Origin of the sequence: Streptomyces sp. NPDC002669 (assembly GCF_042889165.1) — a bacterium.
Taxonomy (GTDB): Bacteria; Actinomycetota; Actinomycetes; order Streptomycetales; family Streptomycetaceae; genus Streptomyces.
Window position 1 is genome coordinate 1 of record NZ_JBIAQQ010000019.1, and the last position, 21,975, is coordinate 21,975.

The window sequence follows — 21,975 nt, forward strand, 5'->3', positions numbered from 1 at the left end:
CACCGTCAGATCATCGGCAAAACGCCGCTCACCCGTCGCATCGGGCACGTACTTCACACAGACAACGATCCTCAAGCTCACGCCGGCTCTCCTACTGCATCGTCTTTTCCGGGCTGCCTTGTTGCACGCAGCATAGGCGCCTGATGGGGCGGATTCCGGTCCGGGTGACCGGCGCTCCGAACGAAATATTACTAGCCAGTACACCCAGCGGCCCGCTGATGGGCAAGCGCTCGGAACTGTGATCTGGCCTACGCCCTGAGCCCTTGTGCCGCCTGGCCGTTCTCAGTCCCGCAGGGTGGTGAAACGGCCCTGGTGATAGAGGAGCGGACGCCCGCCCCCGGCCGGGTCCCCGACCACGGCCTCGGCGATCACGAGGTGGTGGTCGCCCGCCGGGATACGCGCCACCACACGGCAGACCAGCCACGCCGACACACCGTCGAGCACCGGCACTCCCTCGGGCCCGTTGCGCCAAAAGGTGGACGGGCCGAACCGGTCGGCGCCGCTGCGCGCGAAGGTGGCCGCCAGCTCCTGCTGGTGCTCGCCCAGTATGTGGACGCCGACGTGCTCGGCCTCGGCCACGACGGGCCAGCTGGAGGACGAGGTGCCCACGCCGAAGGAGATCAGCGGGGGTTCGGCGGCGACGGAGGTGAGGGAGGTGGCGGTGAAGCCGACCGGCCGGTCGCCCGCCGCGGTGATCACCGCGACTCCGGCGGCGTGCTGCCGGAAGACGGAGCGGAGGAGTTCGGGCGAGGCCGCGCGGGGCGCACCGAGCTCGGGGGAAGCCGTCATGGAGATGTCCTTCTGCGAAGAGGGCGTACGGGGCCGGGGTTGCTCAGGCACCCGGACAGCGCGCGCTCGCGTTGCGGGCGAGGTCCACGTGGACCCGGCCGTGGAGAAGGATTTCAGGCGGCACAGCGTCAGACTGACGATGCTCGGGGGGTGCAGTCAAGGGTGTTCCGCGATGTGGGAGATGCATCACGGTCCGTCACAACGCCTGCCCCAGGGCGGCGACCACGTCGACGGTGCGCGGCTGTCCCGCGGCCCGGCGGACGATCGTACCGTCGGCGTCGAGGACCAGGACGGTCGGCGTCCGGCTGATCCCCAGCTCCCGCACGAGAGTGAGATGCGCCTCGGCGTCGATCTCGACGTGGGCCACGCCGTCCACCATGCGCGCCACCTCGGCGAGGGTGCGGCGGGTCGCCCGGCAGGGCTGGCAGAAGGCGCTGGAGAACTGCACGAGCGTGGCCCGTTGCCCCAGTTCCGCGCCGATCCGGGCCGCGTCGAGCGTGCCCCCTGTCCCCTGCCCGTCCACCTTCGACCTCCTGTCGGAACTCTCCTCAGGTGATCAGCACCACCGGCCGACGGGACATTCCCGCCGGTTCCACGTGACGAGAATCTCGCGCCCCGAGCCCTCTGAGACTGGCCACCGCGTCGCACATGGGGCACGATCGGCGCCATGCCGCAAACCTACGGCTGCGTAACTTCCGCCGGGAGAACCCTCCCCAGGCGCTGAAGAAGGGTCTTCTCCAGATGGCAGAACTCGTCTATCGGCCGGTCATCGGCGCCGCCCTGACGTTTTTCAAGGCGCTTGACCTGAAGATCGACACTCAGGGTTCCGAGCACATCCCGAAGACCGGTGGCGCGGTACTGGTGAGCAATCACATCAGTTATCTGGACTTCATCTTCACCGGGCTCGCGGCTCTGCCGCAGAAACGGCTCGTCCGCTTCATGGCGAAGGAGTCGGTCTTCCGGCACAAGGTCTCCGGGCCGCTGATGCGCGGCATGAAGCACATCCCCGTCGACCGCAAGCAGGGCGAGCACGCCTACGCCCACGCGCTCACCTCGCTGCGTTCCGGCGAGGTGGTCGGGGTGTTCCCCGAGGCCACGATCTCGGAGTCGTTCACGCTGAAGAGCTTCAAGTCGGGCGCCGCCCGGCTGGCCCAGGAGGCCGGCGTGCCGCTGATCCCGATGGCGCTGTGGGGGACGCAGCGGCTGTGGACCAAGGGCCGTCCGCGCAATTTCAGGCGCAACCACTTCCCGGTGACGATCCGGGTCGGCGAGCCCCTGGAGGCGCCCGCCGACCAGTACGCGGGCGCGATCACCCGGCGGCTGCGCGAGCGGGTCCAGGAGCTCCTGGAGGCGGCCCAGCGCGCCCATCCGGTGCGTCCGAAGGACGCGACCGACACCTGGTGGGTACCGGCACACCTCGGCGGCACCGCGCCCTCCCCCGCCGAGCTGCGCGAGAAGAGCTGACGCGGCGGGTTTCGACGCCGAAACGTCACTCCGGGGAGCAGCGGGCGCCGGCCCGCTGCTCCCCGGAGTCCGTTCGGCCCGGTCCGGGCGCCGGGCATGCGGACGGCCGGGAAGTCGGTGACTTCCCGGCCGTCCGGATGCCGCTCCGGCGGTGGCTACCTCGCCAGTTCTTCCTTCAGCGCGAGGAGGAACGCGTCGACGTCCTCCTCGGTCGTGTCGAAGGAGCACATCCAGCGCACGTCGCCGGCGGCCTCGTCCCAGAAGTAGAAGCGGAAGCGTTCCTGCAGCCGCTCGCTCACCGCGTGCGGCAGCCGGGCGAAGACCGCGTTGGCCTGGACGGGGTGGAGGATCTCGACGCCGCCCACCGCGCGCACCCCCTCCGCGAGCCGCTGGGCCATGGCGTTGGCCTGCCGGGCGTTGCGCAGCCAGAGGTCCCCGGCGAGCAGCGCCTCCAGCTGCACGGAGACGAAGCGCATCTTCGAGGCGAGCTGCATCGAGAGCTTGCGCAGGTGCTTCATCGCGCGGACGGCGTCCGGGTTCAGGACGACCACGGCCTCGCCGAAGAGCGCCCCGTTCTTCGTGCCGCCGAAGGACAGGACGTCGACGCCGACGGTGTTGGTGAACGTGCGCATCGGCACGTCCAGGGACGCTGCGGCGTTGGCTATCCGGGCCCCGTCCAGGTGGACCTTCATGCCGTGTGCGTGGGCGTGGTCGCAGATGGCGCGGATCTCGTCGGGGGTGTAGACCGTGCCCAGCTCGGTGTTCTGGGCGATCGACACCACCTGCGGCATGGCCCGGTGCTCGTCGTCCCAGCCGTACGCCTGCCGGTCGATGAGCTCGGGCGTGAGCTTGCCGTCCGGGGTGGGCACGGTGAGCAGCTTGATGCCGCCCACCCGTTCCGGGGCGCCGCACTCGTCCACGTGGATGTGGGCGGACTCGGCACAGATCACCGCGCCCCAGCGGTCGGTCATCGCCTGGAGGGCGACGACGTTGGCGCCGGTCCCGTTGAAGACCGGGAAGGCTTCGGCGGTGGGGCCGAAGTGGCTGTGCATGACGCGCTGGAGGTGGTCGGTGTAGACGTCCTCGCCGTAGGCGATCTGATGACCGCCGTTGGCGAGGGCGATGGCCGCGAGGATCTCCGGGTGCGTGCCCGCGTAGTTGTCACTGGCGAAGCCGCGCACCCGCGGGTCGTGGTGACGTCGCGCGTCGGTCCTTACGGTTGTGGGGTCAGCCACAGGCGCTTTCCGTTCACTTCCGGGGCGGGCCGGTCCCAGACGCCGGCGATGGCATCGGCCAGGTCCTTGACGTCGGTGAAGCCCGCGAATTTCGCATTCGGGCGCTCGGCGCGCATGGCGTCGTGCACCAGTGCCTTGATGATCAGGATCGCAGCCGCCGTCCTGGGGCCCTCCTCGCCCCCCGCCTTGCGGAACGCGTCCGCGAGGGCGAGGGTCCATGCCTCGGCGGCCGCCTTCGACGCGGCGTAGGCGGCGTTCCCGGCAGTGGGCTTGCTCGCCCCGGCCGCGCTGATCAGCAGGTAGCGACCCCGGTCGCTGCGCTGCAGCCCCTCCTGGAAGGCCAGCGAGGTGTGCTGGACCGTGCGGATCAGGAGCTTCTCCAGCAGGTTCCAGTCGGCGAGGTCGGTCTCGGCGAAGGTCTTGCTGCCGCGCCAGCCGCCGACGAGGTGGACCAGTCCGTCGATCCGGCCGAATTCCTTCTCGGTCTTGTCCGCCCATTCCCGGGTGGCCCCGAGGTCGAGCAGGTCGACGGTGTCGCCGGTGACGGTGGCGCCGCCGTGGGCGTAGCGCGCGGCGTCGACCGCCTCGGCCAGGCGGGCGGCGTCCGCGTCGGAGGCGACGACGGTCGCACCGGCCTCGGCGAGCCTCAGCAGGGTGGCCCGGCCGGCCGGTCCCGCGGCCCCCGCGACCGCGATCACGGCACCTTCGAGAGCCCCGCTCCCGTTGCCCTTGCCGTTTGCGTTCATGGCCACCGCCTCCTCGGATCCGGCGCTCACGCGGCTGCCTTCTCGGCGTCCGCGGCGGTGATCCCCTTGGTGGAGGCGATCACGTTCTTCAGCTTCTTGGCGAGCGCCTCGTAGAACATGCTCAGGGGAAACTCGTCCGGAAGCACATCGTCGACGAGCTTACGCGGCGGCTGCGACAGGTCCAGCGCATCGGGGCCCTTGGCCCAGCGGGAGCCGGGGTGCGGGGCGAGGTAGGTGGAGACCAGGTCGTACGCCGCGAACCAGTGGACGAGCTTGGGGCGGTCGATGCCGTCGCGGTAGAGCTTCTCGATCTCGCCGCAGAGCTGGTTGGTGATCTGCGGGGCGCGGTCCCAGTCGATCCGCAGCTTGTTGTCGGTCCAGCGGATCACGTCGTGCTTGTGGAGGTACGCGAAGAGCAGCTGGCCGCCGAGGCCGTCGTAGTTGCGGACGCGCTCGCCGGTGACGGGGAAACGGAACATCCGGTCGAAGAGCACGGCGTACTGGACGTCGCGGCCCTGGGCGAAGCCGTCGGCCTCCAGCTTCACGGCCTCCTTGAAGGCGGTGAGGTCGCAGCGCAGCTCCTCGAGGCCGTACATCCAGAACGGCTGGCGCTGCTTGATCATGAAGGGGTCGAACGGCAGGTCGCCGTGGCTGTGCGTCCGGTCGTGGACCATGTCCCAGAGCACGAAGGCCTGCTCGCAGCGCTGCTGGTCGCCGACCATCTGCTGGATGTCCTCGGGCAGTTCGACGCCGAGCAGCTCGACCGACGCCTCGGTGACCCGGCGGAAGCGGGCGGCCTCGCGGTCGCAGAAGATGCCGCCCCAGCTGAAGCGCTCGGGGGCCTCGCGCACGGCGATGGTCTCCGGGAAGAGCACGGCGGAGTTGGTGTCGTAACCCGAGGTGAAGTCCTCGAAGGTGATGCCGCAGAACAGCGGGTTGTCGTAGCGGGTCGCTTCGAGCTCGGCCAGCCAGTCGGGCCAGACCATCCGCAGGACGACCGCTTCGAGGTTGCGGTCCGGGTTGCCGTTCTGCGTGTACATCGCGAAGACGACCAGGTGCTGGAGTCCGTCGGCGCGGTCCGCGGCCGGCTGGAAGGCGAGCAGCGAGTCGAGGAAGTCCGGCACGCCGAAACCGTCCGCGGCCCAGCGGCGCAGGTCCGTGACGAGGGCGCGGTGGTAGGCGGCGTCGTGCGGCAGCAGCGGGGACAGCTCCTCGACCGCGGAGATCACCCGGTCCAGGGTCGCCCGGGCGGCGTCCGGGGTGGGCGCGCCCTCGGCCTCGAAGTCGATGGAACCGTCCTTCGACTGCCAGGGGCGGATCTCCTCCACGGCATTCTTGAGCGTCGGCCAGGCGGGGTGCTCGATCACCCGCTGATCCGTAACCATGTCACCCGTGGTGACGTCCTGCACAAGAATTTCCGTCATAACACTTCCTCCACGGGAGAACCTCGCGTCAAGCAACCGTATACATGTGCGGTTGCTACGGACAAGTGGAGTCTCAGTAAATTATCCTGCCGCACCCCCATGGTCACCGCGATTCTTCCTGTGTGAAACCACGTCAGCGGTGGCTTCCGTCGGCCGCCTCCCTCCCCTGGCCCCGGTCCGGACGGACCGCCCGGGCCGGGTTCGCACCGCCGCGCCGTGATGCCCCGGCGTCCGGTGGGTAGGAGTCGCACGCGCAGGAGGCCGTCGACGGAAGCGGGTTGCCTTGTCTTTTCTCACCATCGGTCACCGCGGGGTGATGGGCGTGGAGCCGGAGAACACGCTCCGCTCGTTCGTCCGCGCGGAGCGGGCCGGGATGGACGCCATCGAACTGGACCTTCATCTGAGCAAGGACGGCGCGCTGGCCGTCATGCACGACGCCGAGGTCGACCGCACGACCGACGGCACCGGGCCGATCGCCCTGAAGACCCTGGCCGAGCTGCGGGCGCTCGATGCCGGGCGGGGCGAGCGCGTACCGGTCTTCGAGGAGGTGCTCGACGCCGTGCGCTCGCCCCTGCAGGCGGAGATCAAGGACGCGGACGCGGCCCGGGTCCTGGCCGGGGTGATGCTGCGGCGCGGGCTCGTCGAACGGGTCGAGGTGTCGTCGTTCCACGACGGGGCGGTCGCCGAGATCGCCCGGCTGGTGCCGGGCGTGCGGACCGTGCTCATCGCGAGCCGCTGGGACGGGGACGTGGTGGAGCGGGCGAAGGCGGTGGGGGCGGCGACCCTGGCCCTGAACATCCGCCGCCTCACCCTGGAGGTGGTCGAGCGGGCGCACGCCGAGGGGCTGAAGGTCATCGGCTGGGTGGTGAACACCCAGGACCACCTGCGGCTGGCCCGCGCCCTGCGACTGGACGGCGCGACCACCGACTACCCGGAGATCCGCCGCGCCGGCCGCTTCACCGCATGAGGACGGGGCCGGTCAGCCCAGGTCCTTGACCAGCAGTTCGAACTGGAGGTCGTCGCGCTGCGGGATGCCGAAGCGCTCGTCGCCGTACGGGAAGGGAGTGAGCCTTCCCGTACGGCGGTATCCGCGCCGCTCGTACCAGGCGATCAGCTCGTCGCGCACCGAGATCACGGTCATGTGCATCTCGGCCGCTCCCCAGTCCGCCCGGACCACGCGCTCGGCCTCGGCGATGATCACCTTGCCGAGGCCCTCCCCCTGCAACTCGGGGCGGACCGCGAACATCCCGAAGTAGGCGGCCTCGCCCCGGTGTTCGAGCTGGCAGCAGGCGACGAGGACACCGCCGCGCTCCACCACGAGCAGTCGGCTGCCGGGGGTCTCGATGACCTGGCGGACCCCGTCCGGGTCCGTCCGCTGTCCCTGGAGGATGTCCGCCTCGGTGGTCCATCCGGCCCGGCTGGAGTCCCCGCGGTACGCCGACTCGATCAGCGTCACGAGCGCGGGCACATCCACGTCGTCCGCGTCGCGGAAGGTCAGTCGTCCCAGGTCCTGGGCAGGGGCTATGTCCATGGCGATGGTTCTCCGAATTCTCCGCTGTGGCCGTGCCGGAGCAGGGTAACCCCGTGCCCCGGCCCGGCGGGCGGCGTCCGTCGCGGGACGGGCGGGGAGACCCTAGGCTCGGGACATGGTCCATGTGCTGAGCAGTCGGATCCTGCTGCGTCCGGTCGATCCCGAGCGGTCCCGGGGCTTCTACGGGGAGGCCCTCGGGCTGCCCGTCTACCGGGAGTTCGGCACCGGCCCCGAACGGGGCACGGTCTACTTCCTCGGCGGCGGCTTCCTGGAGGTCTCCGGGCGGGCCGCCGAACCCCCGGTGCCCGGTCTCGAACTGTGGTTGCAGGTCGCGGACGTGCGGGCGGCCCACGAGGACCTGTCGGCCCGCGGCGTCGAGGTGCTGCGGCCGCCGGTGCGCGAGCCGTGGGGGCTGGTGGAGATGTGGATCCGTGACCCGGACGGGCACCGGATCGTCGTGGTGGAGGTACCGGCGGACCATCCGCTGCGCCACCGGCCCTGAGCCCTCGCGGCCGGCGGGCCGCTCAGTGCGTGGTGCGGCTGCGTTCCGCGCAGTCGGCCAGCAGCGGCAGGGCCCGCTCCAGGCCGCCGTCGTGGTCGGCGAACGGGAGGCGCAGGTGGTGCCGGAAGCCGTCCACGGCGGAGAACGCGGGGCCGGGGACGATGAGCACGCCCGCGCGGCGGGCCAGCTGGGCGGTGGCCTCGGCGTCCGCCCAGGGGATCTCCACCCAGAGGGCGGAGCCTCCCACGGGCCGTTCCCACCGCCAGCCGGTCCCCCGGTCGCGCAGCAGCCGTTCGGTCTCCGCCAGTCGTTCGCGCAGCCGGGAGCGGCGCAGGGCGCGGGCCTCGGGCAGCTGCCGGAGCAGTTTCACGGCCACCATCTGGTCCACCACCGGGCAGGCCAGGTCGACGGACCGCTTGATGTCCGCCAGGCGGCGGATGACGGTGGTGGAGGCGCGGATCCAGCCCAGTCGCAGACCGCCCCAGAAGAGCTTGGACAGCGTGCCGACGGTGGCCGTCGCGGCGGGCGGCAGCAGCCCGGCGAGGGAGACCGGCGCGTCGTCGTGGTGCAGGGACAGTTCCGCGTAGGCGTTGTCCTCCACGGTGTACAGGCCCTGTTCGGCCAGTACGGCGGCCCAGGCGCGGCGGGTGTACTCGGTCATGCCGCGCCCGGTGGGGTTGTGGACGGCCGGCTGCAGATAGACCAGGCGCGGGCGGACGTGGCGGGCCAGCCGGGCCAGGGCGGCGGCGTTGTCGCCGGGGGCGGTGTCGGCGGGCAGCGGGACCAGTCGGGCGCCGCGGGCCCGTAGCGCCTCCAGGGCGCCCCGGTAGGTCGGGTCCTCCACGATCACGGTGTCACCCGGCTCGACCAGCCCCTGGGTGATCAGCCAGACGGCCTGCTGCGACCCGGCGGTCACCAGGATCTGTTCCGGGGAGGTCGGCAGACCCGCGGCCCGGTGGTAGTCGGCGATCCCCTCGCGCAGCTCGGGCAGCCCGTACGGCAGGTATCCGTCACCGGTCAGCGCCGCGGAGAGGTCGTGGGCCGACAGGCCGCCGACCGCCTCCGCGACGGCGGGCAGCCCGTCCAGCGCGCCGCTGGACAGGTCGATGCCGTCGTCCCTGGTCCCGAAGCTGGCCAGCCGCCCCTCGGTCACGGGTTCGCCCATCGCCCCGGAGCCCCGCAGCCGGGAGCCGCTGCCCTGCCGGCTCTCCAGCCAGCCCTCGGCCTCCAGCATCCCGAACGCGGCGGTCACGGTGCTGCGGCTGACCCCCAGGGCCGAGGCGAGGGCGCGCTGCGAGGGGAGCAGGGTGCCCGGCGCCACGTCCCCGCGCTGGGCCAGCTCGCGCAGCGCCTGCGCCAGCAGCTGCGGCAGGGGGCCGGGGCCGCCCCTGGACCATCCGGTCAGCAGACGCGACAGGCGGGTGGGAGGAATCCGGTCCATGACCCCATCATGGCCCGCCCCAGGCCAATTGCCGTCAAGTGGTCTTTGCCGCCTCCTGGTGCCCGTCCCATGATCGGGGGAACGCCGTTGCAAAGGAGCAGAACATGGCGACCGTGGTGCTCGTCGGGACGCTGGACACCAAGGGGGCGGAGTACGCGTGGCTCTCGGAACGGCTGCGCGCGTCGGGATGCGACGTCGTGCTGGTCGACGCCGGGGTGCTGCCCCCGCCCGCGGGCGCCCCCTCGGGCGATGTCGACGCCGCGACCGTCGCCCGCCGCGCCGGGTACGACCTGGAGGCGCTGCGCGCCGCCGGGGACCGGGGCGCCGCGGTGACCGCCATGGCCCGGGGCGTCGAGCTGGTCGTCGGAGACCTGCACCGCCAGGGGCGGCTGCACGCGGTGCTGGCGGTGGCCGGCAGCGGCGGATCGTTCATCGCCGCCCGGGCGATGCGGTCCCTGCCCGTCGGCGTCCCGAAGGTGCTGGTGTCCACCATGGCCGGCGGGGACGTGTCGCCGTACGTGGGCAGCAGCGACATCACCATGATGTACAGCGTCGTCGACGTAGCGGGCATCAACTCCGTGTCGTCGCGGATCCTGGGCAACGCGGTGGCCGCGGCGGCGGGCATGGCCGTCCACCACGAGCGGAGCCTGAACGAGCCGCAGGACCACGGGCGCCCGCTGATCGGCGCCAGCATGTTCGGCGTCACCACCCCCGCGGTGGACGCCGCGCGGCAGCGTCTGGACGAGCTCGGCTACGAGGTCCTGGTCTTCCACGCCACCGGTGCGGGCGGCCGGGCGCTGGAGAAGCTCGCCGCGGGCGGCTTCCTGGCCGGTGTGCTGGACCTGACCACCACCGAACTCGCGGACGATCTGGTCGGCGGCGTGCTGAGCGCGGGCCCCGACCGGCTCACCGCGGCGGGCCGGGCCGGTCTCCCGCAGGTCGTCGCGCCCGGCGCGCTGGACATGGTCAACTTCGGTGCCCGGGAGACCGTCCCCGAACGCTTCGCCGAGCGGCACCTCCTCGTGCACAACCCCACCGTCACGCTGATGCGCACCACCGCCGAGGAGATGGCGGAGCTCGGCGGGTCCATGGGGCGGAAGCTGGCCGCGGCGCAGGGCCCGACGGCGGTCCTGTGGCCGCTGGGCGGAGTCTCCGCCGTGGACGCCCCGGGCGGTCCCTTCCACGATCCGCAGGCCGACGCGGCCGGACTGGCGGGCCTGCGCATCGCCCTGCGCGGCAGCGCCGTCGAACTGCGCGAGCTCGACGCCCATGTGAACGACCCGGCGTTCGCCGTCGCCGCCGCCGACCACCTGCACCGCCTGATCGGCGCCCACGGGCGCCCGGCCGCATCCGCCTGAGCGGGGCGGACACCCGAGACCGAGCGGACGGCCGACGGCCCGGCCGTCCGCACCGGGCGGAACGCCCCGCCCGCACCACGACCCGACAGGAGCCCCACCGTGAACCGAAACCAAGCCCTGGCCCGTCTGACCAAGCAGATCCACTCCGGCAAGGCCGTCATCGGCGCGGGGGCGGGCACCGGCCTGTCCGCCAAGTGCGCGGAGGCCGGCGGCGTCGACCTGCTGATCATCTACAACTCCGGCCGTTACCGGATGGCCGGCCGGGGCTCGCTGGCGGGCCTGCTGCCCTACGGCGACGCCAACGCCATCGTGCTCGACATGGCGGGCGAGGTCCTCCCCGTGGTGCGGGACGTCCCGGTGCTCGCCGGGGTGTGCGGCACCGACCCGTTCCGGATCATGGGCAACTTCCTCGACCAGTTGAAGGCCGTCGGCTTCACCGGTGTGCAGAACTTCCCCACGGTCGGCCTGTACGACGGGAAGTTCCGCGAGAACCTGGAGGAGACCGGCATGGGCTTCGGGCTGGAGGTCGACATGATCCGCCAGGCCCACGAACGCGATCTGCTCACCGCGCCGTACGTCTTCGACGCGGAGCAGGCCACCGAGATGGCGCGGGCCGGCGCCGACGTCCTCGTGCCGCACGTCGGGCTGACCACCAAGGGGTCCATAGGCGCCTCGACCGCGCTCACCCTCGACGAGGCCGCCGCCGCCGTGCAGGAGATGCACGACGCCGCCAAGCTCGTCAATCCCCACATCGTCGTGCTCTGCCACGGCGGCCCGATCGCCGAGCCCGAGGACGCCCGCTACATCCTGGAGCACACCTCCGGCATCGCCGGGTTCTTCGGCGCCTCGTCCATGGAACGGCTGCCGACGGAGCGCGCCATCACCGAGCAGGCACGCGCCTTCAAGTCGCTCACGGTCGGCTGAGCGAGGCACGGGAGCACACGGCGCGGCGGTGAACACCACCTCCGCGCGCTCCCGTGCACCCCAGTGCGCCGCGTACGGCGCTCCCGGGCCGGGCATCGACCAGGGGGACCACGTCGTACGTCCAGGGGGAGGTGCGCTGTGCACGGACCGGCGGTGTCGGGGTGGCTGTTGATGGCGTTGTGCGCGCTGACGGGCGCGTACTGCCTGCTGCGCACCCGCAGCGAGACCGGGGAGGGGCTCAGGACGGCGCGCGCGGAGGCGCTGATGGGCTTCGGCATGGCCGCCATGGCGGTGCCCGCGGCCGTCGTGCCGCCGCCCGCGTGGGGGTGGGCGGTGTACGCGGTGCTGTTCGGCGCGGCCTCGTTGCGCGCGTTGTGGTTCTCCCGGCGCAGCGGACACCACCTGCACCATCTGGTGGGTTCGGCGGCGATGGTCTACATGGCGTTGGCGATGGCGCCCGGCGGGCCGGCCGCCCAGGGCGGCCACGGAGGGCACGCGGGCCACGGCGCGGCGGCCACGGCCGGCGGAATCCCTTTGCTGACGGGGCTGTTGCTGGCCTACTACGCGGTGTACATGGTGCGGTCGGGAGCCCGGCTGATACCCGTGGCCGCCGCGGCGGGCGGGGGCGACGGCGGCGGTGCGGCGAAGGGCGGGTGGGGGACGCGGCCCGAGCTGGCGCTCGCCTGCCGACTGGCGATGGGGATGGCCATGTTCGCGATGCTGCTCGCTCTGTGAGACGTGGAAGGCGGCAAACCGTGGCGTGCGTCACTTGCCGTGCACAGCCATACCCGTGGGTACCGCACCCTCATAGGCTGACGCCATGTTGGTCTCCCTGGTGCTGCTGTCGCTCGGTGCACTGGCTGCCGTCCTGACCCCGCGGCTGCTGGCGCGGGCCCGGTGGCCGGAGCGCGAGCCCGTGGTGGCGCTGTGGGCGTGGCAGTGCGTGGTGGCCGGAGTGCTGCTCTCCTTCGCGCTCTCCATGACGTTCAGTGCGGCGGCGGCCTGGCAGGCCGTGCGCGGCCATGTCTTCGCGCCGGCGCCGCGGGCCGTGGTGGACGCGTACGCCCTGGGCGGCCACGGACAGTGGTCCGCCGTCATGGCCGTACTGCTGGCGCTCGGCGGGGTGTGGTCCGCGGTGATGCTGGCCCGGGAGATCCACCGGGCCCAGGCGCGTCGCAGGCAGCGCCGCGCCGAACTGCGGGAGCGGGCCCCGTTGCTGCCCGGCGAGGAGCCCGACAGCGGCCGTCTCGTCGTGCTGGAGGGGAAGCGTCCGGACGCCTGGTGGTTGTCGGGTGCCGCGCCCCGGCTGGTCGTCACCACCGCGGCGCTCAGTCGCCTGAAAGGCCGTCAGCTGGATGCGGTGCTGGCGCACGAGCAGGGGCACGCGAAGGCGCGGCACGACTGGCTGCTGCACTGTTCCGACGCGCTCGCGACCGGGTTTCCGCAGGTGCCGGTGTTCGCGGCGTTCCGGGACGAGATGCACCGGCTGATCGAACTGGCCGCGGACGACGTGGCGTCGCGGCGTTTCGGACGGCTGACGGTGGCGCTCGCCCTGGTCGAACTCAACGAGGACCGGGGCGTGTTCGGCCCCGGCACGGCGCCGGACGCCGATCTGCCGCTGCGGGTGAACCGTCTGCTGGCCCCGGTGGAGCGGCTCACGGCCGGCCGCCGGCTCCTGCTGACCGCGGCGGCCACGCTGGTGCCGGCGGTTCCGCTGCTGGTGGCCTTCCTGCCGGGACTCAGCGCCCTGGGATAGCCCGGACGGCGGTCTTCCGCGAAGATCACCCCATGTCGACGGCAACCCCGACGCCCACCCGGTCCGCCGGGCCGCGTCCTCGTGTCACCCCCTTCACGGCCGGCGCGGTCTGCGCGGTCCTCGGTCTGGCGCTGCTGACCCTGGTCGCCGCCCGGTGGTCACCGCTGATGGCGGCGGACCGTGCGGTCGCGACCTCGCTGCACCGCAGAGCGGTGACCGAACCCGGCCTCGTCCACGTGAACCGGATCCTCAGCGACTGGGTGTGGGATCCGTGGACGATGCGCATCCTGATCGCGGTGGCCGTGGTGACGCTGTGGTGGCGCGGGGCGCGGCTGCTCGCGGGCTGGGTGGCGGCGACGAGCCTGCTGTGCACGCTGCTCCAGCAGGGACTGAAGGCCGCGGTCGGCCGGGAGCGGCCCCAGTGGCCCGATCCGGTGGACAGTGCCCACTACGCGGCGTTCCCGTCCGGTCACGCGATGACCGCGACGGTGAGCTGCGGCCTGCTGCTCTGGCTGCTGTGCCGGCACGGCACGGGGGCCGGGCCGTGGTGGACGGCGGTGGCGGTGGCCTCCGTCTCGGTGATCGGGGTGGGTCTCACCCGGCTCTACCTCGGTGTGCACTGGATGAGCGACGTACTGGGCGGGTGGCTGCTGGGGGCGGCCCTGGTGGGGTTCTCGATCGCCGGGTTCGTACGCCATGAACGCCGCGGCCGCACCGCCCCCGGGGACTCGCCGCACCACTCGTGAACCCGTGCCGCACGGGCCCCGGGCGGCGCCGGGCACCGGGTCCGGCCTTGTCGCACCGCTCCCCGACCGGGAAGGATCGCCCCCATGCAGATCAAGGGTGTGCTCTTCGACTTCTCCGGGACCCTCTTCCGCATCGAGTCGGTCCGGTCCTGGTTGCGCGCGGTCCTCGTGGAGCGGGGGGTGGCGGTGGACGAGGCCGACTTCGAGCGGTACGCGCGGGAGCTGGAGACCGCCGGAGCGCTGCCGGGCGGCCCGTCCCCCCGGCACGTCCCCGCCGGGCTCGCCGCCGTGTGGGCCGCCCGCGACGAGAGCGCGGAACTGCACCGGGAGGCGTACACGGCGCTGGCCCGGCAGGTGGACCTGCCGGATCCTGGGCTGTACGAGGCGCTGTACGAGCGGCACAGGTCGCCCGACGCCTGGCGGCCCTACCCGGACGCCGCGGAGGTGCTCGGCGCGCTGAGTGCCGCCGGGGTCCGGATCGGTGTGGTCAGCAACATCGGCTGGGACCTGCGGCCGGTCTTCCGGGCGCACGGACTGGACGCCCCGGTCGACGCGTACGTCCTGTCGTACGAGCACGGCGTCCAGAAGCCGGACCCACGACTCTTCCACACCGCCTGCACACTTCTCGGACTGGATCCGACGGATGTGGTGATGGTCGGCGACGACCGGCACGCGGACGGCGGGGCGGCGGCGCTGGGCTGTGACGTACGCTTCGTGCAGCATCTGCCGCTGGAGGAAAGGCCCGACGGACTGCGGACGCTCGAACTGGTACCGGGCGTTGCCTGACGAACATGTGAGAGATGTCCCTGACGCCCAATGGGTCTGATTATCACATGGTGGCCTTAGCCTGTATGTATGTCCCGTTCTCCGTGCTCCTCCGATTCCACGCGTACCGCCGCCGTGGTGAACGAAGAAATTCGCGACCTGTGGCAGCGCTCGGGCGGCTGCCTGTCCCCGGAGGACGAGGAGCAGTACCAGCGGCTGCTGGTGGAGTGGGCCGCGGCGACTCACGGAAGCACCCGGTCCGCCGCCTGACCCCCGCCCTTCGGCGGTGACGGCGTACGGCCCCGGCCGCCCCCGCTCCTCCCGGCAGCCCCGCACCGCCCGCGGTGGCCGAGGCGTGCCGCCGGGCGGAAGAACCCTGCGGCACGCCTCGGTCACGCGGTGGAACCGTACGGTTCCACCGGGCCGACCGGCCGGCCCGTGACCGCCGGTCAGTGGTCGAAGTAGTCGGGCTGCGTCTGGACGTTGAGTTCGTCCAGCCGCACCCGCTTCGCCGGGTCGGTCCGCCGGTCGTCGATCTTCAGGACGTCGAGGCCCTTGGCGATGTCGTTGGAGTAGATGTAGCCGTTGTAGTAGTACGCCGACCAGGGGCCGGCCGTGGTGACGGCGTCCGTGGTGACGGGGCCGCGCTCGAAGTAGCCGATCTCCTTCGGCTTCGACGAGTCGGTGAAGTCCCACACCGAGACTCCGCCCTGGTACCAGGCCTGGACCATCAGGTCGCGGCCCTTGACCGGGATGATCGAACCGTTGTGGGCGACACAGACCTCGGTGTCGGCCTGGGGGCGGTCGATCTTGAAGTAGCTGCGGAAGACCAGCTTGCGGTGGTCTCCCCTGCCGACGATGTCGTAGATCCCGTTGGCGCCGCGGTCCGGGCCGACCTCGTCGTTGCAGGTGGCCGCGCCACCGCCGCCGAGCTCATCGGTGAAGACGACCTTGTCCGTCTTCTGGTTGAACGTCGCCGAGTGCCAGAACGCGAAGTTCACGTTGTCCTGCACCCGGTCGATGATCTTCGGGTTCTCCGGGTCCTTGATGGAGAACAGCAGGCCGTCCCCCATGCAGGCACCGGCGGCCAGGTCCTTCGAGGGCAGCACGGTGATGTCGTGGCAGCCGGTGGTCCTGGAGACGCCCGGGTTGGTCGGGGCGCCCGGGTTGCCGCCGTCCGGGAAGAGCACCGGGAAGTTCACGACCGCGGCCTTCTCGGGCGCGTTGCGCGGCACCTTGATGACGGAGATCCCGTCGTGCGGGGGCCGGCAGTCCGGGAACGCCTCGCTCGGCGAGTACGAGGAGACGTACACGTACACGTTCCTGCGTTCGGGCACCAGGGTGTGGGTGTGCGAGCCGCAGGCGGTCTCGACCGCTGCGACGTACTTCGGGTTGCGCTTGTCGCTGATGTCGAAGACCTTCATGCCCTCCCAGGAGGATTTCTCCGTGGCGGGCTGGGTGGTGCTGGTGCAGGAGTCGTCGCTGCGCGAGGAGTCGGTGGACAGGAAGAGCAGGTCGCCCGAGACCGAGATGTCGTTCTGCGAGCCCGGGCAGAGGACCTGCGAGACCGTCTTCGGGGACTTCGGGTCGCTGATGTCGAAGATCCGGAAGCCGTCGTAGTTCCCGGCGTAGGCGTACTTCCCCTGGAAGGCCAGGTCCGTGTTGAGCCCCTTGAGCGCGTCCTTGGGGACGTTGGCGAGGTGGGTGATGTTGTCGCTGTGGACTATCTCGTCCACGCCGGGTATCTCGCCGCTCCTGATGGCGGCCTCGGCCTCGGCCTGCTGGGCGGTGGAGACATCGGTGCGGGCCGTGGACGTGTCACCGGGGTCGGGCGAGGCGGCCGCGGGCCCGGCCGCCAGCAGAGTGGCCAGCAGGCCGGCGGCGGCCACCACCCCCGGGCGTCTGCGCCGCGCCGGGTTCGTGCGCAACGAAATCACTGCGTCCTCCCATGTATCCGAACGTAGTTGAACGGTTCACGGTCCCCGGCAGTATGGTCCTTCCCGCGGTGATCCCGACAGATGGCGACGGAGACGTGCCGAAAGTTTCCGCTCGCCGTCACGAGGAAGCGTGTCAGCACGGCCACAACCGACCCATGGGGCACTGGAGGTCCACTTGTTGATCCGCCGTCAGACCATGTGTGTACGCAGATCCGCGCTCGTCGCGGTCGTCCTGTCCGCGGCCCTGGCCCTGAGCGCGTGCGACGCGGACGGCGGCGGGGACCGGGCCGCCGGGGCGGGGGCGGACGGGGGTCCTTCGGTGGTGGCGCCGGGGAGGCCGGGCGAGCCCGCCCGGACCCTGTCCGCGCAGGAGGCCGCGAAGGCCGCCGGGACCGACCGGGCGAACTCCGCCGACTTCCGCTACGCGCAGATGATGATCCAGCACCACGCCCAGGCACTGGAGATGACCGGTCTCGTCCCCGCCCGTGCCGAGTCCGCCGCGGTCAAACGGCTGGCCGAACGCATTGCGGCGGGTCAGAAGCCGGAGATCGGCGCCATGGAGGGATGGCTCACGCACCACGGCGGCAAGAAGCGCGAAACCGCCCACGACCACGCGGCGATGCCCGGTATGGCCACCCCCGCCCAGCTGGAGCGGTTGCGCGGGGCGAAGGACAGCGCCTTCGACGAGCTCTTCCTGAAACTGATGATCACCCACCACCAGGGGGCGGTCACGATGGCGACCGAGGCCCTCTCGGAGGGGAACGACGTGCAGATCGAGGAGATGGCCGGGGACGTCGTCGCCCAGCAGACGGTGGAGATCAACAGGATGCGCACCATGATGCCCTGACCGGGCCGCTCTGCCCCCTGTTCCCCACCCTCTTCCCCGGGCCGCGGACGGCACCGGCCCGGGGTGCGGGCGGCGGCCTCCGGAGCATCCGCCCGGCGGCCGTCCTGCCCGCTGACGCGCCCGGGCCCGGCCCGGGCCGGACGACAGGCCCTAACGGTCCTCGCCGGTGCGCCGCGCCTGGAGGTTCGCCGCGTCGAGGATGCTGTCGAGGAGCCCGGGGAACAGCGCCTCCAGGTCGTCGCGGCGCAGCCCGTTCATCTTGGCCGTGCCCCGGTAGACCTGCTGGACGATCCCGCTCTCGCGCAGCACCCGGAAGTGGTGCGTGGAGGTGGACTTGGACACCGGGAGGTCGAAGCAGGAACAGCTGAGCTCCTGGTCGGCCGCGGCCAGTTCGCGGACCACCCGCAGCCGCATCGGGTCGGAGAGCGCGTGCAGCACTCCCTCGACGCGGATCTCGTCCCGCGCGGGATGGTCGAGCACGCGTCCGCCGACCTCGGCGGCGCTTGCGGCAGGGGCGCTGAGAGGGGTCACGACGGCTCCGTTCCTGGCCTGTCCCGGCCTTCCGCGGCCGGTCACCCGTGATCGGTCCGGCCCACCCCCATACTACGAAACCCATCGTAGTTCGGGAGCGGAAGGTCGCCGCCGGAGACATCCGTCGGGGCCGCCCCGGTGCCGGGCCCCCTGGCCCGGCCGTCCGGGTCAGCCGGTGAGCAGGTCCGGGTTCTCGGCGAGCGAGGCGAGGTGCCCGGCCGGGTCGGGGATCAGTCTGCGGGCCGCCAGGTCCAGCATCCCGGCCACTCCGGTGACCTCCGCCGCGACGGTGCCGTCCTCCTTGACGACCTGCTGCGCGACCGTGAACGTCTTCCCCCCGCCGTACACGAACCGGCAGGTCACCCGCACCCGGTCGCCGCCGCGCAGCTCACGCAGGAACTTCACCGTCGTTTCGAGCGCCACCGGCCCCACGCCACTGGCCAGCAGCTTGTCCTGCGGCAGGCCGGCCGCGCGCAGCAGCTCCCAGCGCGCGTGCTCGGCGTACTGAAGGTAGACGGCCTGGTTCAGATGGCCCTGGGTGTCGAGCTCGTAGCCCCGGACGGTCACGTCCACAGAGAAGGTCATGGACGTCCCAACCCCGAGGCGCATTCCGCCATTCCCGCTCCCCCGCCTCCTCGTCGCCCCGGGTGTCCCCTCCCCGGACCCGTACCGCCCGACCCGTGCCGCAACCCTTTACGCGTCCGTCACGCCCCGGTAGCTTCCTTGCCGCAAGAGATTGCAGAAAAATTCCGACAGATCTTGCTGTCCGGAACGGACTGCTCGCCCGAACCCCGAGGCGCGTCAGGGTTCTCCGGCGGGACCTCGCAGGCGGTCGTCGAGCGCCTGCGCCGTTGGCCGCCCCGGCCGCCCGGCCGCGGGCCCTCCCCTGGAGACGCAGATGAAACGCACCCCCCTACGGCTGCTGAGACGCCCCCTGGCGGCAGCCGCGGCCACCCTCGGGATTCTGGGACTTCTCACCGCCGCACCGGAGTCCGAGGCTCCGGCCGCCGTGCCCGTGGCGGCGACGGGCAACACCGCGACGGTCTTCTACTACACGAAGACGAAGAACTGGGCGGCGTACGACCTGCATTACGCACCGGACGGCGGAAGCTGGACGACCGTGCCGGGGGTGCGGATGGAGGCCGCCTGCACCGACTGGGTGAAGAAGACCGTCGATCTGGGTTCCGCTTCCGGGCTGTCCGCGACGTTCAACGACGGGGCGGGGGTCTGGGACAACAACGCGGGGAAGAACTACGCCCTGGGCACCGGCGCCGTCACCGTCAAGGACGGGGTCGTGGCCCACAGCGATCCGTGCGCCGGCACCGGCGGTCCGGATCCCTCGCCCTCCCCGACCGGCGCGGGGGCCGCCACCGTCTACTACTCGACCGCGACGGTCGGCTGGACCACCACCAACATCCACTACCAGCCCTCGGGCGGAACGTGGACCACCGTCCCGGGCGTGGGCATGGAGCCGGCCTGCACCGGCTGGACGAAGCGGTCCGTCGGCCTCCCCGAAGGGGCCTCCCTGCGGGCCGCGTTCAACAACGGCAACGGGGTCTGGGACAACAACGGCGGCCGTGACTACACGATCCCGGCGGGCGTCTCGACGGTGGAGAACGGCACGGTCACCGCCGACGCCGAGGACCCGTGCGCCGAGGAACCGGCCGACACCGAAGCCCCGTCCGTACCGACGAAGGTCGCCGCCGACGCGGACGGGGTGTCGGTCGTACTGACGTGGGAGCCGTCCACCGACGACCGGGGCGTCACCAAGTACCAGGTCACCCGGACCGGCGGCACCAGGGGCACGACGGTCGTCGACGTCGGTTCCACCGTCCATTCCGACACGGACCTGGAGGAGCGGACGACCTACAGCTACACCGTGAGGGCGGTGGACGCGGCGGGCAACGTGTCCCCCGCGTCGGCCTCCGCCACCGCGACCACCGGGGAACGGCCCGCCACCCCGGCCGCCGGGAAGCCCCTGGGCACCGACCCGCGCAAGGACCCGATCTACTTCGTGCTCACCGCGCGGTTCAACGACGGCGACCCCTCCAACAACCGGGGCGGCAGCCAGCACGTGAAGTCCGGCAACGCGGCCAACGACGACCCGATGTTCCGCGGCGACTTCAAGGGCCTGGTCGAAAGGCTCGACTACATCAAGGGGCTGGGCTTCTCCGCCGTCTGGATCACCCCGGTGGTGCTGAACCGGTCCGACTACGACTACCACGGCTATCACGGCTACGACTTCTACGAGGTGGACGGCCGGCTGGAGTCAGCGGGCGCCTCGTACCAGGACCTGATCAACGCCGCCCACGCCAAGGGCATGAAGATCTACCAGGACGTCGTCTACAACCACTCCTCGCGCTGGGGCGCAAAGGGCCTGTTCACCCCGACGGTGTACGGGGTCCGTGACGACCAGTGGAGCTGGTACTACGACGAGAGGAACGAGGGCTTCGAGTACGACGGCGTGAGCGTCGAGACCAAGTCGGGGAAGTCGTACTACAACGGCGACCTCTGGTCCACCGCCGAGCCCTCGGGCAACACCTGTCTCGACTGGGGCAAGCCCACAGGCGGCACCTCCCCCGAGGGGTACCGGCTCTACAACTGCCAGTGGCCGAACCCCACTTCCGGCATGTTCCCGAAGGCGTACTACCACAACTGCTGGATCGGCAACTGGGAGGGCGAGGACGCGCGCAGCTGCTGGCTGCACGAGGACCTGGCCGATTTCAACACCGAGAGCGCGCCCGTCCAGAACTATCTGATCGGCGCCTACGACAAGTACATCGACATGGGAGTGGACGGCTTCCGCGTCGACACCGCCGTGCACATCCCCCGCACCACCTGGAACCGTCGTTTCCTGCCCGCCATTCATGACCGGGTCACCCAGCGGCACGGCGCCGGGGCCGCGGAGAACTTCTTCGTCTTCGGCGAGGTCGCGGCCTTCGTCAACGACAAGTGGAACCGCGGCTCGGTCAACCACTCGGCGCAGTTCTACACCTGGAAGGAGCGCAAGGAGTACGACGCCGACGACGCGAAGGCCGCCCTGGAGATGTACGACTACGAGCAGCAGCAGGGCACCGGTTCCCAGCCCACGTCCACCAACGCCTTCCTGGACGGGAACGCCTACCACACCCCGGACCACAGCCGGTTCTCCGGCATGAACGTCATCGACATGCGGATGCACATGAACTTCGGTGACGCCGCCAACGCGTACGGCAACGGCAAGGACTCCGACGACAGTTACAACGACGCGACGTACAACGTCGTGTACGTCGACAGCCACGACTACGGCCCCAACAAGAGCAGCGAGCGCTACGCGGGCGGCACCGACGCCTGGGCCGAGAACATGTCGCTGATGTGGACGTTCCGCGGGATCCCGACCCTGTACTACGGCTCCGAGATCGAGTTCCAGGCGGGCAGGAAGATCGACTGCGGGCCCAGCTGCCCGCTGGCGACCACCGGCCGGGCGTACTACGGCGACCACCTCGCCGGCACGGTCGTGGCATCCGACTTCGGCAAGGTCTCGTCGGCCACCGGAGAGGTCGCCCGCACGCTGGAGAAGCCGCTGGTCAAGCACCTGCAACGGCTCAACGAAATCCGGCGCGCCGTACCCGCCCTGCAGATGGGCCAGTACTCCACCGAGGGCATCACCGGCTCGATGGCGTACAAGCGCCGCTACACCGACGCCGCGAGCGGGGTCGACAGCTTCGCACTGGTGACCGTCACCGGCGGTGCCACGTACACCGGGATCCCCAACGGCACCTACAAGGACGCCGTCACCGGGGACACCCGGGTGGTGTCGGACGGCAGGCTCACGGTCGCGGCGCCCGGCAAGGGAAACCTCCGGGTCTACGTCCTCGACCTGGGCGGCAGCAACGCGGCCCCGGGCAGGATCGGCACGGCGGGCCCGTACCTGAAGTAGCCGGACCGGACCCGCGGGCCGAGGAGGATCCCCCGGCTCGCGGGTCCTTCGGGGCGATCG

22 protein-coding genes and 1 pseudogene are annotated in these 21,975 nt (G+C 71.5%); 12 read left to right on the forward strand and 11 right to left on the reverse strand.

Annotation, left to right across the window (positions count from 1 at the left end; translation table 11 throughout):
• The 3 genes and pseudogenes from ACFYW1_RS25535 to ACFYW1_RS25545 all read right to left on the reverse strand — a co-directional run.
• Positions 1 to 81 (reverse strand): annotated as a pseudogene (locus ACFYW1_RS25535) (electron transfer flavoprotein subunit beta); the annotation flags it as partial.
• Positions 82 to 282: 201 nt separating this feature from the next.
• Positions 283 to 789 (reverse strand): flavin reductase family protein, encoded by a 507-nt coding sequence (locus ACFYW1_RS25540; protein ID WP_388997594.1) that lies wholly within the window; start codon positions 787 to 789, stop codon positions 283 to 285.
• 196 nt (positions 790 to 985) lie between these two features.
• Positions 986 to 1,312 carry a TlpA family protein disulfide reductase gene (locus ACFYW1_RS25545; protein ID WP_388997597.1) on the reverse strand — a complete coding sequence of 109 codons (327 nt, stop codon included), beginning with the start codon at positions 1,310 to 1,312 and terminating at the stop codon, positions 986 to 988.
• Between the two features lie 218 nt (positions 1,313 to 1,530).
• Between ACFYW1_RS25545 and ACFYW1_RS25550 the strand changes: the two genes are divergently transcribed.
• Positions 1,531 to 2,253 carry a lysophospholipid acyltransferase family protein gene (locus ACFYW1_RS25550; protein ID WP_388997600.1) on the forward strand — a complete coding sequence of 241 codons (723 nt, stop codon included), beginning with the start codon at positions 1,531 to 1,533 and terminating at the stop codon, positions 2,251 to 2,253.
• 155 nt (positions 2,254 to 2,408) lie between these two features.
• Here the strand turns inward: ACFYW1_RS25550 and ACFYW1_RS25555 are convergent, their stop codons facing one another.
• The 3 genes from ACFYW1_RS25555 to ACFYW1_RS25565 are packed head-to-tail and all read right to left on the reverse strand — an operon-like array spanning position 2,409 to position 5,658.
• On the reverse strand, positions 2,409 to 3,488 hold the full coding sequence (locus ACFYW1_RS25555) for a threonine aldolase family protein (protein ID WP_388997602.1): 1,080 nt from the start codon (positions 3,486 to 3,488) through the stop codon (positions 2,409 to 2,411).
• Positions 3,467 to 4,234: an SDR family NAD(P)-dependent oxidoreductase gene (locus ACFYW1_RS25560; RefSeq protein ID WP_388998001.1), complete on the reverse strand. Its 768-nt coding sequence runs from the start codon at positions 4,232 to 4,234 to the stop codon at positions 3,467 to 3,469. Before ACFYW1_RS25560 ends, ACFYW1_RS25555 begins: the two co-directional genes overlap by 22 nt.
• Positions 4,235 to 4,260: 26 nt before the next feature.
• Positions 4,261 to 5,658: a DUF6421 family protein gene (locus ACFYW1_RS25565; RefSeq protein WP_388997605.1), complete on the reverse strand. Its 1,398-nt coding sequence runs from the start codon at positions 5,656 to 5,658 to the stop codon at positions 4,261 to 4,263.
• A 283-nt stretch (positions 5,659 to 5,941) separates the two neighbouring features.
• On the opposite strand from ACFYW1_RS25565, the gene ACFYW1_RS25570 reads away from it, so the two are divergent.
• Entirely contained in the window at positions 5,942 to 6,625 is a 684-nt protein-coding gene (locus ACFYW1_RS25570) for a glycerophosphodiester phosphodiesterase (RefSeq protein WP_388997608.1), read from the forward strand.
• Positions 6,626 to 6,637: 12 nt separating this feature from the next.
• Here ACFYW1_RS25570 and ACFYW1_RS25575 read toward each other — a convergent pair whose 3' ends face one another.
• The gene (locus tag ACFYW1_RS25575) at positions 6,638 to 7,189 is read right to left on the reverse strand and encodes a GNAT family N-acetyltransferase (RefSeq protein ID WP_388997611.1); all 552 of its coding nucleotides are present in this window, start codon (positions 7,187 to 7,189) and stop codon (positions 6,638 to 6,640) included.
• Positions 7,190 to 7,304: 115 nt separating this feature from the next.
• Here ACFYW1_RS25575 and ACFYW1_RS25580 point away from each other — a divergent pair, with 115 nt between their 5' ends.
• Complete coding sequence (locus ACFYW1_RS25580) at positions 7,305 to 7,691, forward strand: VOC family protein (protein WP_351830911.1); 387 nt, start codon at positions 7,305 to 7,307, stop codon at positions 7,689 to 7,691.
• Between the two features lie 22 nt (positions 7,692 to 7,713).
• Here the strand turns inward: ACFYW1_RS25580 and ACFYW1_RS25585 are convergent, their stop codons facing one another.
• Positions 7,714 to 9,132, reverse strand: coding sequence for a PLP-dependent aminotransferase family protein (locus ACFYW1_RS25585; RefSeq protein WP_388997614.1), 1,419 nt, complete (start codon positions 9,130 to 9,132; stop codon positions 7,714 to 7,716).
• A gap of 104 nt (positions 9,133 to 9,236) precedes the next feature.
• Between ACFYW1_RS25585 and ACFYW1_RS25590 the strand changes: the two genes are divergently transcribed.
• The 7 genes from ACFYW1_RS25590 to ACFYW1_RS25620 all read left to right on the forward strand — a co-directional run bounded on the left by ACFYW1_RS25590 (position 9,237) and on the right by ACFYW1_RS25620 (position 14,951).
• The gene (locus ACFYW1_RS25590; RefSeq protein WP_388997617.1) at positions 9,237 to 10,490 is read left to right on the forward strand and encodes a Tm-1-like ATP-binding domain-containing protein; all 1,254 of its coding nucleotides are present in this window, start codon (positions 9,237 to 9,239) and stop codon (positions 10,488 to 10,490) included.
• A 99-nt stretch (positions 10,491 to 10,589) separates the two neighbouring features.
• Positions 10,590 to 11,414, forward strand: a complete 825-nt coding sequence (locus ACFYW1_RS25595) for a phosphoenolpyruvate hydrolase family protein (RefSeq protein ID WP_283850320.1) — start codon at positions 10,590 to 10,592, stop codon at positions 11,412 to 11,414.
• A 138-nt stretch (positions 11,415 to 11,552) separates the two neighbouring features.
• On the forward strand, positions 11,553 to 12,149 hold the full coding sequence (locus tag ACFYW1_RS25600; RefSeq protein ID WP_388997621.1) for a DUF5134 domain-containing protein: 597 nt from the start codon (positions 11,553 to 11,555) through the stop codon (positions 12,147 to 12,149).
• Between the two features lie 85 nt (positions 12,150 to 12,234).
• A complete protein-coding gene (locus tag ACFYW1_RS25605) occupies positions 12,235 to 13,170 on the forward strand; it encodes a M56 family metallopeptidase (protein ID WP_388997624.1) in 936 nt (311 codons plus the stop codon).
• A gap of 32 nt (positions 13,171 to 13,202) precedes the next feature.
• Complete coding sequence (locus ACFYW1_RS25610; RefSeq protein WP_388997628.1) at positions 13,203 to 13,916, forward strand: phosphatase PAP2 family protein; 714 nt, start codon at positions 13,203 to 13,205, stop codon at positions 13,914 to 13,916.
• 84 nt (positions 13,917 to 14,000) lie between these two features.
• On the forward strand, positions 14,001 to 14,702 hold the full coding sequence (locus ACFYW1_RS25615) for an HAD family hydrolase (protein WP_388997631.1): 702 nt from the start codon (positions 14,001 to 14,003) through the stop codon (positions 14,700 to 14,702).
• Between the two features lie 69 nt (positions 14,703 to 14,771).
• A complete protein-coding gene (locus ACFYW1_RS25620; protein ID WP_148837920.1) occupies positions 14,772 to 14,951 on the forward strand; it encodes a hypothetical protein in 180 nt (59 codons plus the stop codon).
• A 179-nt stretch (positions 14,952 to 15,130) separates the two neighbouring features.
• On the opposite strand, the gene ACFYW1_RS25625 is transcribed toward ACFYW1_RS25620, so the two are convergent.
• Entirely contained in the window at positions 15,131 to 16,618 is a 1,488-nt protein-coding gene (locus ACFYW1_RS25625; RefSeq protein WP_388997635.1) for an LVIVD repeat-containing protein, read from the reverse strand.
• Positions 16,619 to 16,814: 196 nt separating this feature from the next.
• On the opposite strand from ACFYW1_RS25625, the gene ACFYW1_RS25630 reads away from it, so the two are divergent.
• The gene (locus tag ACFYW1_RS25630; protein WP_388997638.1) at positions 16,815 to 17,465 is read left to right on the forward strand and encodes a DUF305 domain-containing protein; all 651 of its coding nucleotides are present in this window, start codon (positions 16,815 to 16,817) and stop codon (positions 17,463 to 17,465) included.
• A gap of 150 nt (positions 17,466 to 17,615) precedes the next feature.
• Here ACFYW1_RS25630 and ACFYW1_RS25635 read toward each other — a convergent pair whose 3' ends face one another.
• Both ACFYW1_RS25635 and ACFYW1_RS25640 read right to left on the reverse strand, forming a co-directional pair.
• A complete protein-coding gene (locus tag ACFYW1_RS25635; RefSeq protein WP_388997641.1) occupies positions 17,616 to 17,996 on the reverse strand; it encodes an ArsR/SmtB family transcription factor in 381 nt (126 codons plus the stop codon).
• A gap of 168 nt (positions 17,997 to 18,164) precedes the next feature.
• Positions 18,165 to 18,581, reverse strand: a complete 417-nt coding sequence (locus ACFYW1_RS25640; RefSeq protein ID WP_388997644.1) for an acyl-CoA thioesterase — start codon at positions 18,579 to 18,581, stop codon at positions 18,165 to 18,167.
• Positions 18,582 to 18,894: 313 nt separating this feature from the next.
• Here ACFYW1_RS25640 and ACFYW1_RS25645 point away from each other — a divergent pair, with 313 nt between their 5' ends.
• A complete protein-coding gene (locus ACFYW1_RS25645; protein ID WP_388997647.1) occupies positions 18,895 to 21,915 on the forward strand; it encodes a carbohydrate binding domain-containing protein in 3,021 nt (1,006 codons plus the stop codon).
• The last annotated feature ends 60 nt before the right edge of the window (positions 21,916 to 21,975 follow it).